At 42.8% G+C, this 13,964-nt stretch carries 13 protein-coding genes; 5 read left to right on the top strand and 8 right to left on the bottom strand.

The genetic code is table 11. The features are described from left to right. Nucleotides 1-112: 112 nt before the first annotated feature. The 4 genes from F6K52_RS00065 to F6K52_RS00050 all read right to left on the bottom strand — a co-directional run bounded on the left by F6K52_RS00065 (nucleotide 113) and on the right by F6K52_RS00050 (nucleotide 2,779). Nucleotides 113-913: an iron-containing redox enzyme family protein gene (locus F6K52_RS00065; RefSeq protein ID WP_293072400.1), complete on the bottom strand. Its 801-nt coding sequence runs from the start codon at nucleotides 911-913 to the stop codon at nucleotides 113-115. Nucleotides 914-1,011: 98 nt separating this feature from the next. Next, nucleotides 1,012-1,824 (bottom strand): methyltransferase domain-containing protein, encoded by an 813-nt coding sequence (locus F6K52_RS00060; RefSeq protein WP_293072398.1) that lies wholly within the window; start codon nucleotides 1,822-1,824, stop codon nucleotides 1,012-1,014. 117 nt (nucleotides 1,825-1,941) lie between these two features. Beyond that, on the bottom strand, nucleotides 1,942-2,448 hold the full coding sequence (locus tag F6K52_RS00055; protein ID WP_293072396.1) for a TerB family tellurite resistance protein: 507 nt from the start codon (nucleotides 2,446-2,448) through the stop codon (nucleotides 1,942-1,944). A gap of 115 nt (nucleotides 2,449-2,563) precedes the next feature. Further along, nucleotides 2,564-2,779 carry a hypothetical protein gene (locus F6K52_RS00050; RefSeq protein WP_293072394.1) on the bottom strand — a complete coding sequence of 72 codons (216 nt, stop codon included), beginning with the start codon at nucleotides 2,777-2,779 and terminating at the stop codon, nucleotides 2,564-2,566. Nucleotides 2,780-3,118: 339 nt separating this feature from the next. On the opposite strand from F6K52_RS00050, the gene F6K52_RS00045 reads away from it, so the two are divergent. Both F6K52_RS00045 and F6K52_RS00040 read left to right on the top strand, forming a co-directional pair. Then, on the top strand, nucleotides 3,119-4,387 hold the full coding sequence (locus F6K52_RS00045) for a GTP cyclohydrolase II (protein ID WP_293072392.1): 1,269 nt from the start codon (nucleotides 3,119-3,121) through the stop codon (nucleotides 4,385-4,387). Nucleotides 4,388-4,449: 62 nt separating this feature from the next. Further along, complete coding sequence (locus tag F6K52_RS00040; protein ID WP_293072390.1) at nucleotides 4,450-5,886, top strand: URC4/urg3 family protein; 1,437 nt, start codon at nucleotides 4,450-4,452, stop codon at nucleotides 5,884-5,886. A 74-nt stretch (nucleotides 5,887-5,960) separates the two neighbouring features. Here F6K52_RS00040 and F6K52_RS00035 read toward each other — a convergent pair whose 3' ends face one another. Both F6K52_RS00035 and F6K52_RS00030 read right to left on the bottom strand, forming a co-directional pair. Continuing rightward, a complete protein-coding gene (locus F6K52_RS00035; protein WP_293072388.1) occupies nucleotides 5,961-7,088 on the bottom strand; it encodes a site-2 protease family protein in 1,128 nt (375 codons plus the stop codon). A gap of 155 nt (nucleotides 7,089-7,243) precedes the next feature. Beyond that, complete coding sequence (locus F6K52_RS00030; RefSeq protein ID WP_293072387.1) at nucleotides 7,244-7,510, bottom strand: hypothetical protein; 267 nt, start codon at nucleotides 7,508-7,510, stop codon at nucleotides 7,244-7,246. A 30-nt stretch (nucleotides 7,511-7,540) separates the two neighbouring features. Here F6K52_RS00030 and F6K52_RS00025 point away from each other — a divergent pair, with 30 nt between their 5' ends. Then, nucleotides 7,541-8,062 (top strand): 2TM domain-containing protein, encoded by a 522-nt coding sequence (locus tag F6K52_RS00025; protein WP_364415304.1) that lies wholly within the window; start codon nucleotides 7,541-7,543, stop codon nucleotides 8,060-8,062. Here the strand turns inward: F6K52_RS00025 and F6K52_RS00020 are convergent. Both F6K52_RS00020 and F6K52_RS00015 read right to left on the bottom strand, forming a co-directional pair. Beyond that, complete coding sequence (locus F6K52_RS00020; RefSeq protein WP_293072385.1) at nucleotides 8,052-9,107, bottom strand: tetratricopeptide repeat protein; 1,056 nt, start codon at nucleotides 9,105-9,107, stop codon at nucleotides 8,052-8,054. The two genes, F6K52_RS00025 and F6K52_RS00020, sit on opposite strands and share 11 nt — an antisense overlap. 87 nt (nucleotides 9,108-9,194) lie before the next feature. After that, nucleotides 9,195-9,860 (bottom strand): sigma-70 family RNA polymerase sigma factor, encoded by a 666-nt coding sequence (locus tag F6K52_RS00015; RefSeq protein WP_293072383.1) that lies wholly within the window; start codon nucleotides 9,858-9,860, stop codon nucleotides 9,195-9,197. A 424-nt stretch (nucleotides 9,861-10,284) separates the two neighbouring features. Here F6K52_RS00015 and F6K52_RS00010 point away from each other — a divergent pair, with 424 nt between their 5' ends. After that, nucleotides 10,285-10,881 (top strand): glyoxalase-like domain protein, encoded by a 597-nt coding sequence (locus F6K52_RS00010; RefSeq protein ID WP_293072381.1) that lies wholly within the window; start codon nucleotides 10,285-10,287, stop codon nucleotides 10,879-10,881. A gap of 96 nt (nucleotides 10,882-10,977) precedes the next feature. Further along, entirely contained in the window at nucleotides 10,978-12,021 is a 1,044-nt protein-coding gene (locus F6K52_RS00005) for a hemolysin family protein (RefSeq protein WP_293072379.1), read from the top strand. Nucleotides 12,022-13,964 lie beyond the last annotated feature (1,943 nt).

Below are 13,964 nucleotides of genomic sequence, written 5' to 3'. Positions count from 1 at the left end.
TACCAATTATCCTGGATTAATCAGATAATTAGTAGGAGTATATAATTTATAATTCAGATTAATGGTAGTGGTACACAAGTAGTGATCGATGACAGAAGCGTCTAAACCTCGTCTATTTTCTGGAGATATCTACTGAAAATAGTTCAAGATTGAGTGCATACATCTCATCCTGGAACCGCATAAAAATATTCCATACCTCTTCAGTCACCATATAAACTAGGCTACGGGAAACTTCTATCTCTTCCAGACGGCGGGCTAGATGGATAGAATCTCCAGCATGATCCGCTTCTACCACGCTATGTAAGGTGAGCCAAGTTAAATCATGCTCAGAAATTTCCTGAGTCCGCATGATTTGCTCATTGAGACATTCAATGAACTTCTTGGCGTAAATTTCTTCTACCAAAAATGCAGCGATGATAATAGTCGGATCAGGAGCATTAAAATAGCCTTCTAGTCGTTGTCTTAGTTTTATCCCAGGTGAGCTAATGTTCAGAGCATCCATCTTCCCGGTAGCAATTGACTCTGGTTGCCAGGGATGAAAGGCATGATAAAAGCGATTATATAGTAAAGTATGACACTGTTCAGGATTTCCGTTCCCAAGTTCATCATAGAGCTGTTTTACAAGTAAGCAACGAATAACATTATCGTCGATTCTAGACACAGCACTAGCGAGCCAGCGGACAAACTCTGCAGTAATCCCCTGAAGATTATGGAGAAGCAACCAAATGCTGGAAAGATCGATAGGCCTTGAATGCAACCACTGGAAGTAGTCATTTCTTATATCTTTTTGCTCGTAAAAATCAATGACTGCTTCTAGGCTTTGGTAATTCCGATCTGGAGTAGTTGAGTTATTCTCAGGAAAACTCAGAGACACTGGTGATTCTTTCTGAGAAACCGAATTAAATGTAACCATACAAAAATATCTTGTTAAAAAATTTACCCAAAAATATCAGTCTACTATTTATTATAGTAGTTTATAGTAATTCAAGAGTGTTGTAGTCTTTAACTTGACTATCGTTTCCCTGATGCCCGATATATTGTCAATGCTACGGCACACTCAGGCTGGTTCGTAAGATTTCGGAAAAATTCTAGACCGGCTTCTAGCCTTTGAGAATCCTTTCCCAGTTTTCGTGTCATTTCCATCAGAGTTGGTTGTATACAAGAGTGCATATACTCTACCAACTTCTCTAGATCTTGATCTTCAGTATTACCAAAGTTATAAAACGCCCATGGTATATTAGTGACCTCCCGAAAACCCACTGAAGTTAAAAGTGGTCCCAAAATTCGCCCGATACAGGGATTACCATCTGCATATAAGAACATTTCACGGTAAGATTGTAGTAAATATTGATAATCAGGGGAGTCAGGCCAAATCAGGTGAGTTTCGTAATCAGTTTCAGTTACGGTAATTCGACCGCCTGGCTTGAGGACACGGTACGCTTCCTCCAGAATTGCTTTAGGATTTGAGACATGTTCTAAGAACCAGATGGCATAAACATGATCAAAACTGGCATCGGGCCAAGGAAGCTGAATGGCATCACCTACACGCAGATCAATGTTGTTTTCAAAACCAAGAGTATGTAAATAGTGCTGAGCGCATTCTATTTGAGTAGATTCGAGATCGATTCCAGCTACTCTCAAATCTGGAAAACTGTCTAGAATTATTCCTAAGACAGCACCTGTACCACAGCCGATTTCTAACAAATTCTCGGTCGGAAACAAATTGAGATCGCGCAATAGCACTTTGTCCCGCCAATATTGAGCTTGTTTAACTAAGCGTTGTTGCTCTTGATGTGAATAGCCATGTATGTACTTTTTGGACAAGTGTTAGTCTCCCAACTGAACTAATTTAGAATATTGTCGATGAAGTTTCTAAATTAAAATGAATGATTTGAACACACTTTAATTTGCCAGGACAAGAGTGTGTTCAAATTATCTCAACTATCCTATTGTTTCTAACACAGTATATCTTAATTTTTCTGCTGCTTCTTCCATTTCTACTAGTGATTCAATCGCCATAACATCTGTAAGTGAAACACCTAAAATTTGAGCAGCTTTCCGAATGGCTTCCTTCTCCTTTTGATGATATTCTCTATCAGCTCGGCACATCTTGATCGCTTGATATAAAATAACTTTTGGCGAATTCATGGGAAAATCAAAATTAATCTTCTCCAATAGCTCTTCGAGATTAACATCTTTCCAATTAAGGTTTTTGACAGTGGCAATATACTCTTTACTGATTTCTGGCAAATACTCTTCAGTACATCCGAACAAAACCAGCTCATTAATGTACCAATCCAATTCTGCCTCTGCCAGCTCACCCTCTGCACCAGCAATTGCCAACAACACACGACTATAATTAACCGCAACATCAAAGTCACCAGGTTGGTGAATATTGTATTGTCTTTTTGAATAGGGGGATGGTTGCAGTGCCTTGCCGTTACTCATATTTTGTACTGGATTTGTCTAAGACTGATTTAATAATAAGCAATTTATCCTATACTAAAATTTTAACAATGTCAATTTTTTATAGGGCGTGTCATGAAATAGGTATCAATCTAGTTTAGAATCGATGCATATCGTTAACAAATAATCGTCGGGTCTCATCTCCTGCATAGGTAAGCAGGTTCAAGCGAGCAGCTTTATTTCTTCCAGTTCCACTATTGGGAATTTGAACAACTTCTTCCAATCCGACAGAGAGTTCTGACTTTTTAATTGGCTCGGGAATGGGATCGGTTATCTGGGCAGAAGAAATGCTGGCAACAGCAAAGATGACCAAGAAGAGCGACAAGATAAAACAGAGAAGGCGAAATTTATTCATACATAATATGAATGCTGCTAAGGTAAGGGCGCGGACGCTAAAAATATGAGAAATACCAAAATACGAAACTCCTTGCTATAACTAGCTTGTGAGCAATTGAGCTTGGAGTCATGGTGGCGTAATTTGGTTTTTTGCATATTACAGCTCAAGGCACTGGTTCCGCAATTATTTACCACAAGAGCAACATCAATCTTATACTTCTGTTGTAAATTGTTATTAGGGTAGGTTATCCCTATTAACTAAGTCTTAGCATCTAAGACCTAGACACTTGTTGGTGCATTCTACAGAGTAACTCTAATGGAAGATTTAACAACTATCAGCAAACCCAAGCATATTGTTTTAACCTCCCATCCCAACTCTTCTAGATTAAATTCTCCAGCAATTAACTGGGGAGAAAGTGACCCCCTCAAACGAGGACCTATTGTCGGAACCTTAGTTAACTCAGCTCATCGCAATGTTATTGGTACTCACTCAGGCTCCTATTCAGTGTATCGAGCTTTAGCCGTAGCCAGTGGTACACTCCAGCCCAATCACCGCCCGGATCTCACCAACACTGCTCCCATCGTCCCCATTGGTCCTCATCCCAGTTGGACTGACCCTAATTTGATTGTTTCTCTCGACCCCTTTGGGGCGATGGTAGGTGAAGTTTATAGCGATTTATATCAGCAGGGATACGACATTAGACCCACAATTGCCATCACCAAAGCTCATATCAATATGCCAGAACTACAGGATGCTGTAGAGAAAAACCGTTTAGCAATTGATGGCAAAATTCTTAAAAACGATGGTAGTTTAGTAGTCACTAAAGTAGCAATTGACCCGGTTTGGTATCTACCCGGAATTGCCCAACGATTGGACATTCAGGAAAGTTACCTGCGCCGTGCTCTATTCCAGCAAACCGGTGGCATGTTCCCCGAACTGATCACCCGCCCCGATTTAAAGGTATTCTTACCCCCGATTGGTGGCATCACTGTCTATTTAATTGGTGATGTGGCAGCCATTACTGAACCCAATCGACTGCTGGCTGTACGAGTTCATGATGAATGTAATGGTTCCGATGTTTTCGGTTCCGACATCTGCACCTGTCGTCCCTATCTAGTCCATGGTCTAGAAGTCTGTGTCCAGACAGCCCAAGCTGGAGGTGCAGGTGTCATTGTTTATTTCCGTAAAGAAGGTCGCGCCTTAGGTGAAGTAACTAAGTTTCTAGTGTACAATGCCCGGAAACGTCAGGAAGGAGGTGATAGCGCTAATGCCTACTTCAACCGTACAGAGTGTGTGGCTGGGGTTCAAGATATCCGCTTCCAAGAACTAATGCCTGATGTGCTCCATTGGCTGGGAATTAAACGAATTGACCGTTTTGTCTCCATGAGCGATATGAAATATAACGCTATCGTTCAATCCGGTATTGAGATTATTCAGCGCATTCCCATTCCAGAACACTTGATTCCCGCTGATGCCCAGGTAGAAATCGCTGCCAAAAAAGCTGCTGGTTATTACACTGAAAATACAACTGAACTAGATGCGATCGCATTAGATCAAATTCAAGGGCGTGGTTTAGCCGATTAGTATTTATCCTCAATAGTCAATACTCACCCCCGAGTTGCCTATTCCCTAATTTACTGTTACCTATGTCAACTGTGGATAATGGACAACAGCAGTTAATCGCTTACTTAAGAACCCCATTGGCAATTCGGGAGAGATGCGATCGCATTTTCACCTTAGCTACTGTTGACCAGTTGCAGTACTTTCGCTGCAATTTAACCAAGCTAGAGCAAGTAGCTAACTATGTCATCGAGGTAATGCACCAGCACTACCCCGATTTTCAGATTCCATTTCATAGTCGCTGGCGGCATTTTGAAGTAGGAAATGTCCCTCGTTTTCAGGAACTAGACCAGAAATTGGCAGGATTCACTCCACTCCAAAAAGCCCAAACCAAATTCGACTTAGTCATCATTAGCGTCCTGCTCGATGCTGGGGCTGGCAGCAATTGGCAGTATCATGAACCAGAAACCGGACTAGTGTTTCGCCGTTCCGAAGGATTAGCCGTTGCTAGTTTCCGCATGTTCTGTCAGGGAGCTTTCTCCAGCGACCCAGACCTACCTTGGCAAGTCGATGCCAAAGGACTTCAATCCTTGAGTGCCCACCACTTAGCCCAGGGATTCCAGGTCAGTCAAACCAATCCACTAATAGGTATAGAAGGTAGGCTAGCCTTACTAAAGCGCTTAGGTAAAGCACTGGTTGATGATCCACTGATGTTTGGCAAAGTCAATCCTCGTCCTGGCAACTTAGTAAATTACTTGTTAAATGACTTGGTAAATTACCAATTGCTAGATAAGTTGCAGGTTACCAAGGGATTGCACGATAGCAACTTGAACCGTGAAAGTTGCCAAGACAACCAAAGCTTGGTCAAGCCACTTAAAGATTCACAACCTCCCCAGGAGCAACCTGCAACTTGTCAATCAGCTAACCTACAACCTGCCAACCTACAACCTGCAACCTGTCAACCTGCCAACCTTCTGAGTGCCACTAACCTATTCAGCACCGTCCTGGAGGGATTAGGGGAAATTTGGCCAAAACGAGAATCCATAGCGGGGGTAAATTTAGGGGATGTGTGGCAACATTCTGCTCTCAAAGGGGATAACTATGGTTCCGAGTATGTACCATTTCACAAGCTCTCTGAGTGGTTAACTTACTCCCTATTAGAGCCATTGCAGGAACTGGGTTTAGAGATTACTGAACTTGATCAGTTGACCGGCTTAGCAGAATATCGCAATGGGGGCTTATGTTTAGATCTAGGATTACTAGAGGTAAAGCATAGCGCTATTTTACAACAGTCTCACTTACCCAGCTCGGAAGTGATTATTGAGTGGCGAGCACTCACCGTTAGTTTGCTAGATCAAATAGCAGCAACTATTCGTCAACAATTAAACCTGAGTGCTACTGAATTGCCACTAGTAAAAGTCTTACAAGGAGGAACTTGGACAGCAGGACGTAGAATTGCTGCTCAATTGAGACCAGGAGGATCTTCCCCGATTCAGATAGAAAGTGATGGCACAGTCTTTTGACTATCCTTTGGTGACTCCAGTCTAGTTGGGTACTCTCGTTGGCTAATCTTGTTGAGTCAGTTACCCATTACTCCTTACCTCTTACCCTGAATAGCCTTTTTTCGTTCTTCGAGGATACTCCGAATGGAAGCTGTATCCAGAATTCCCATCAGTACACCGTTGTCACTAACCACAGGTAGCTGATCTAGCTGCTCTTTCTCCATAATTTTGACAACCTCTAACAGGGAATGGTCTGATTGAACAGTTTTAAAAGTCTTAACAGAATTCATCAGTGCTCTTACTGGAGTCACCGGCCAATTAGAGGTAGGAACAGTTTTGAGATCATCGACTAAGACCTCTCCAAGCAGTTGGCCCGCTTCATCAGTTACTAGAAACTTGCGCCACTGATTTTTACCGATAATGTACTCGTTGGCAAACTCCCTTAGAGACAAATCAGCGAAGACAATTGGGCTGTTGGGAATGACCGCATCTTCTGCTGTCAACCCATCTAGCTGGTTTTGAACCATAGCAGATTGGGCCGACATGCCAGCATTTTGGAGCAAGAACAAACCAATTAAGGCAAACCAGATGCCATTAAAGCTACCATACAGTAGGATTGGAAGCACTCCATAAATAATTCCTCCCCAACCAAAGAACTGACCAACACGGCTAGCGAATAACACACCTTTGTGTGGGTTGTCCGTAACTTGCCAAACCAGTGCCTTCAGGATGTTACCCCCATCTAGTGGTAAGCCAGGAATTAAGTTGAACAATGCTAAAGCCAAGTTGATGGAGGCGAGGAGTCCAACAATAGATGCCAATGAACTAGCTAGATTAGCATTAGCCTGAACGGCAGTTAGTAGAGCAAATAGTAGCAAACTAACAGCTGGACCAGCAATGGCAACTAAGAACGCCTCTAGTGGACTTTTTGATTCTTTCTCCAGGCTAGCTAGACCACCAAATAGGAAGAGAGTGATAGATTTAACCTCAATTCCCTGCTGGATCGCCACAAAGCTGTGTCCTAGTTCATGAGCTAACACAGAGGCAAATAACAAAATTGCAGTGACAAATCCTAAAAACCATGGCAAAACACCGCTCAATCCTGAAAAATTTGTTAAGTCACCTCCGAAATCAAAGGTGACTAAAGCTAGGACTAGAAACCAGCTTGGATTCACATAAAAGGGAATCCCAAATAAATTCCCAACACGAATACTGCCGTTCATGCAGACTACCTCGAACTCTCCTAAGACGTTTTTTTATACCAAGTTGGCTTATAAGGTAGTAGATAGGTTATGGTTCATGGTTAACATTTCATGAAATATATTTCATGAAAAATAGAGAATGATACCATGGCTAGTTATCCTTGGCAGTAAAGGGTTTATCGCTTTTGCCAATCAACAATCAACCAAGAGCAATGAACAATTAACCTACCTTCAAGCAACTCAATAGTAGTTTCGTCTTTCATGGTTCTATCGTAACGAAATGTAAAAGATTTGCCGATTGCTAAAATGCCGTAAAACCCGTCCACGCTTAGTGCGGTTTTAGGAATGCAGGTGGTTTGACCCCTTTCTGTTTCCATAGGCATAATAAAATTAAGCACCGCTATACGCTCAAGCGTGTTTAGAGCAACATCTTCTTTAAGCACTACCCCCTTCCTACTAGTTAAACTGACTCAATGATGTCCGTCTTTGAAACCAAAATTACCCACTCTTACAACCAACAAGACATCCAGCAAATTCTCAATCTAGCCCTGGCACGTCAGGAAATGGTTGAAGAATTTTCCCGTGAACAGTTGGTGGAAATTGCTTCTGAATTAGGGATTTCAACCCACACTCTCTTGGAAGCAGAACGAGAATGGCTAGCCCAGCAACAAGAACAGCAAAAACGTCATGAATTCAATAGCTACCGACGTAGCCAATTTAAAAAAAGTTTTGGAAAGTTTGTAATCGTTAATAGTTTTTTGTTGGCGATTAATCTAATTAACGTTGGTTACCTGTCTTGGTCTTTATATATTTTATTGTTCTGGGGTTTGTGGATAGCACTCAGAGCCTGGAATACTTATCAATTACAGGGCGATGACTACGAAAGAGCTTTCCAAAAATGGAAACTTCAAAACCAGGTAAAACAGATAGCCCAATCAACGTATACTAGTCTCAAAAACTGGATTCAAGACCAAGGACTAATGACTAAGGAGTAACATAAATAATTTGAGCTAAATCGCTCATCAACAATGTTTCTTCCTGAATATCTCCTAAAGCATGAGCCACTGCGATCGCTTTTTTATAAAAAGCCCGAGCTTCTAACACATTACCAGTGTCTTGGTATAACTGGGCAAACAACTTTAGAGCAACAAGCTCTTCACGGCGATTGTTTTGTTTTTGTGCCAAAGCCAGATATTCTTTTAGTGCTTTCACCCCTTGCCGATTCTTACCTGTAGCAATATGGGTTAACGCTATACCCTTCACCGCACGAATCTGATTGAAAACATTGTCAACTTTTTCAGCCAGTATCTGGGCAATGCGGTAAGAATACAAAGCATCTTCTTCCTGTCTAGCGGCGAGATACGCATCTCCCAAATTATTCCGAATATTCGTCTCACCTAACTTATCCCGAGAGCGACGCCGTAAAACTAGGGCAGCTTCATACCACTTAATCGCCTCGGGATAGTTTCCCCCTTGAGCTGCCACTAAGCCTAGATTATTCAGACTCAACCCTTCACCGTCATCATCCTTAATAGTACGGGCAATGGTCAGTGCTTCCGTAAAAGCTTCTTGAGCCGCTTTAAGGTTTCTCGTTTGCAGTAATAATATTCCAATATTATTTATACTATAAATCTGTGGCTGAAAACTTTGTTGAGAACGGGCAGCACCCAAGCCTCGGCGCAAGGCTCGCTCTGCATCTTGATAGCGTCCCAACTTGGCGTAAGTCTGACCTAGGGAATTGTAAGTCTTACCCAATCCCTCAAAGTCACCAATTTGCTGATAAATTTCTCCCGCTTGGGACAAATACGCGATCGCATCGTTCAAGTTACCACTCTGTTTGGCCAGCTCTGACTGCTCCAGGAAAAAATCTGCCCGATTTCTTGCTTTGCGGTCACTACGATTGTCTAAAGGGATTGCCAGTTGTTGGTCGATGCTCCGAGTCTGACCCCAAGCCATCGGGCTAGCCAACATTATCAATGGGGTAAAGCCTAGCGCTATGATTCCGGAAAGACTAGTCACCAACCTGCTACGATTCGCCATACCAAAAGACTCCGTTTGATCAACGTTTCTGCTATTGTTGAACCTATAATCAAAGTACCCAGATCAAGGGTGCAAACTAACCGCCTCTTATTCGCTCAAAACCGGTACTGCAAAAAGATCAGACTGTTCTCGATTCTTGGTTTCGACCCCCAGATAGACCACCCGAATATCCTCGGGTAAAGCAGCTTCCAACAGTTCATAGCCTTCTTGGAGTTCAGTTCTCACCTGAGCTGGAGTAATCATCTCTCCCTCCGCTTGCAGATAAGCCGCAATTCGCGTTTCACTCCAGTGAAAGGTCCCAGCCATGATTACCATCAACCGCACCGCTGGTGGTAGCTGTTCCAATGCCATTTCCAAATAACACCACAAGGGTGGTGGTGATACCTTGAGGTTATAGTGAATAGACTCAACTGGTGGCAAGTCTGCCTGGTTAATACAAACCGCCGTTAGGTTTATAATCTGGTTTTGGAAGGAGGTTGACTCTAGTCCATAATCCTCCCGCAAATCCATGCCACCAAGTTCGTGATAGATGTGACGCCAAGTCAGAGCAAATAGATATTCCGCCTGTACAGGCGATCGCGCTGAGTGGCGCACTAATGTATAGACAATAGGACTGTAGCGACAGAAAATTGCTGTAAAGTACTTCCCTTCAGACCGATGACGCTGAAACAAAGTCAGCAATTCCTGATCACTATGATGAAACAGTGATTTAATAAGTGGATGCTTAGATTCAGGAAAATTGGGAATTTGCACAATCTTTCAATAAAAGCTGTAATTAGGAGAATTAGACTAGATGCACCCTGATCTCACCACAACCCCCTCATGTTGAGAAAGGGGAAATGCCGATCGTTAACTGGCATTGGAGTAGATCAATGTCGAGACCTAATATCCTAGGTCTGCACTAGACCTCAAGATGAAGGAGATGGATGACGATACCAAGTCTACAACCTTTGGTGCTCCGATGCTCCTTCAGTTGAAGCTAAAATCGAGAAAAAGCGTTCGCGTAGCGTGGCCCAAAGGCCATCGCCAAGGTGCGCGCCTCCTAGGGCGCGAGGGATTGCTCGCGCCCTAGGGTCGCACCTCAATGTCTGATGGTAATAATATTACCTACGATTGGACAAAAAGTTCATAAAGAGCTTTAAACTAATTTATTCAGTTGCTAACTCTGTTTAAGTTTATGATTCTATCAATTGATATTATTTCCTGGCTAACTTCGCCCCTGCCTGTTGGCGCATTTTTACCCTCTTTGCCTTTAGATAGCCTGTTTTCCACTCAAGGGATCATGGTAATGCTCCTAGCCGCCTATGCCTTTGCCATGTGGATGTTTTTGACCAGCGCTCCAAAAGTTCACACCATCATGGTGTCTGATTTGGCAATAGCGCGACAGTTTTATGAAGGCTTGCTAGAGTTATCCGCAGCAGAAGTCCCCTTACATTACTACTATAATTACGAGCAGACCATGGGGAGTACCAGCATTGATCCCCTATATATGTCAACCAATCTGGGTACCACCCAAGCTACCCAGTTCAGTGGTGCTGATGGTCTATGGTACCAGTTAAAGAAGAATACCCAGCTCCACGTAATTTCTGGAGCTAGCTTGGGCAATAAAAACCAACAACGTCACGTGTGCTTTGACCATGAGTGCTTAGATCAAGTTTTGATGCTGGTGCAGATGAGACGCCTGAAATACAAAGTGCGCACCCTCAAGCCCCTTAACTTTTTGGTCAAGGATGTGGACGATCGTGTAATTGAACTGGCAGAAGTTTCTAATTAGCGGTTAAATCAATAATGGTGAGTTAATCAGGGATTAGGCGGGTAACAATTGCGCGTAGCGCACCAGCCTAAGGTTTTACGCCTAGTCACATTTACCATGTTTCAAGTCATTATCGCAGTACTTATCGTTCTGTTCGGTTCAGCCATATGTGCTATGGCAGAAACGGCTTTGTTTTCAGTGCCTACTGTTAAAGTCCGACAGTTAGCGCAGTCAAACAAGCCTACACCGTTAGCACTACTGGCGATTCGCAAAAATATGAACCGACCCATAGCTACCATTGTTATTCTCAACAACACCTTCAACATTGTTGGCAGCATCGTAATTGGTTCCCTTGCGGCTAGGGTCTTAGGAGAAGCTTGGTTGGGGGTTTTTTCAGGTCTATTTACCTTTCTAATTATTGTATTTGGGGAAATTGTCCCGAAAACCCTTGGTCAGATCTACGCCCAAAACATCGCCCTACTCGTGGCTCTACCAGTTCGGTTCTTAACCGTTGTGTTTACGCCTCTGGTGTGGTTGATGGAAAAAATTACTGCTCCGTTTACTAAAGGTCAAAAACTTCCTACCACCAATGAGGCCGAAATCCGGTTTTTAGCCAAGGTTGGGTATCAAGAAGGGGTGATTGAAGATGATGAAGCAGAAATGATCCAACGAGTATTTCAGTTAAATGATTTGACTGCATCTGATTTAATGACACCGCGAATCCTAACCACCTATTTACATGGTAATACCACTTTGGCTGATGCTAAACCAAGCATTATTGCTTCGCCTCACACCCGGATGCCTGTGGTTGAAGAATCTATTGATAAAGTTATTGGAATTGCTCTCAAAGATGAGTTACTCACAGCAATCATTGAAGACAAACATAACCAACCCCTTGCTTCTCTGATTCGTCAAGTCCGCTTTGTCCCTGAAACTGTTCGGGCTGATAAGCTACTGAAAACCTTTCAGCAAACCCGTGAACATCTGATGGTTGTACTGGATGAATATGGGGGTGTTTCTGGTGTAGTTACCCTGGAAGATGTACTGGAAGTGCTAACCGGTGAAATTGTTGATGAGACCGATCGAAACATTGATCTACAAGCAATTGCTCGTAAACGGCGAGAAAAAATGTTGCAATCTTATGGTCTTGATCAGGATTAGTTTTCGGAAAAGAATAAATAGATCATTTTTATTTGAGATGTAAACAGATGATTGATCAAAAAAGCGATGCATTGCTGCTATCCTTTTTCTGTTCCCAGATCCGCTGTTACCTGTTTCCTGTTCCCTTTAAAGCAAGCTATATAAATTTAAAAAATAGCTAGGTTCTGTGACAGATTTTATAAGCTTGTTCTTCTGATTCTTCAAGAGTTTTCAATTGTGAGTATAGCTTTTCAATGGTTTCTTGATCGGGACTTTTTTGGGTGACCTTAACAACTATACTATTGAATTTATTTTGGGCTGTTTTGACAACTTCCTCAGCTTTCCTACAAGATGGATTTCTGAATATTTGGTCAAGTTGAGGAAAACACCCGCTTAAGCAAAACGTTAGTATAAAGATTATTATTCTCTTAGCTTGGGCAATAGTAGCAAATTTCATCAGACAAGGGTGTAACTTAAGTTAAGTCTAATACCCACTACTTAAGGAAATCTAGAGTTTCAGGAAATTTCATCAAAACCTTGGCCGTGGGCCACGCTTCGGGAATGAACGATTCCACAACTCAAGTACCTAGGATTTAAAGTCTTTTCTAGAGCATCACTTCAGTCAACAGAGTATCCTGCTACTTACGACTATACAGATCGACTATACAGATCCACGGTTGTGCGCTCCTACTGAGCGATCACTATCGACCTCAGTTTTTGGTTATCTTCCTACTGGCACAAGCTTGAGATCATCTCTGCCACCCGCGCGTTCGCTAGCCAACGCCCTTCGGGCTAATCGCATAAGCGCGGAAGCTGACGCCTTTGGCCACAACGCTTCCGGAGCGAACGCGTAGCCCTTCGGGCTAATCGCCTTTGGCGTGGCCTACGGCCAATCGGTTCTGTCAATTTGCTCTAAATCCCCTTGAATTATTACGAATCTAGATTTCTGTCCTATAGGATGACCCTTAGAACACCAGTTTTGGCCTGATACGGTGGAATTGAGCCGAAAATACGCCAAAAAGCCAAAATAATCTATATCGGACAGGCAATATTGCACAGGTATTTAGCCCATTGGTATCAGCCATTTGGCTTATTTTTTGCTATGAGGGGTCACACCCCTCACCATTTGTGATAAATTTTAATTAGTAGATGCACCCTGATGATCGAGAGAGTCAAAAACCTGGCTCTCTTTTTTTTTGGGCATAGGGATTGCCTCAGACCAGCAGCGTTTTATCCAATCACTTGCCCCAAGCCAGCTGATCAAGCTGATCAAATAGACATCTTTAAAAGTATTTTTTAAAGTATTGCGAAATATATTTTCCTGAAAGGACGACTATTTAAATGTAGCGCTATATATTAAAGGATTGGGCTAATCTAATCGAAAACTTAATTAGAGGGATTTCCAGTAACCGACAACCACCAGGGTGAACTATTGGGTTCAGTATCAGTACTCCGAAAGGGAGTAATAACCAACAGGATTCCCCAGAGTGCGATCGCCTTTGGCGTAGCCCTTCGGGCTAATCGCATAAGCGCGGAAGCTTTGCTTCATCGCTAGCCAACGCCCTTCGGGCTAATCGCATAAGCGCGGAAGCTGAGGCCTTTGGCCACGCGGGGCGCGTTCGCTTCATCGCCTTTCGCCGTGGGATAAACCGATACTAACCGAAGAGCCGCTACACGAACGAACACACTCTGGGGAATATCAAAACTACCTACTTTGTATTGGGAGCAATGTGATCATGTGTTCCCAACAGCTGTTAATGCAAAAACCTTATAGTTAGCAATATAATTCTCGTGGATTTCGCTAAAATTCCAGCACTATAGTCATATCTAATAACCTATACCCTTGAACAAACAGGCAAAACCATCCCCTCCCGAGCCAGTAAGTGATTAGGAGAGAAAGACTGGAGTTGCTGTTGTAGTCTGTCGAGATAATCATCATTATAGTCAGGATGATAACGAGACAT

This window comes from Moorena sp. SIO3H5 (assembly GCF_010692395.1).
Classification (GTDB): Bacteria; Cyanobacteriota; Cyanobacteriia; order Cyanobacteriales; family Coleofasciculaceae; genus Moorena.
Note: the sequence above shows the minus strand (reverse complement) of the source record. Positions and strands in the feature narration are given on the sequence as shown.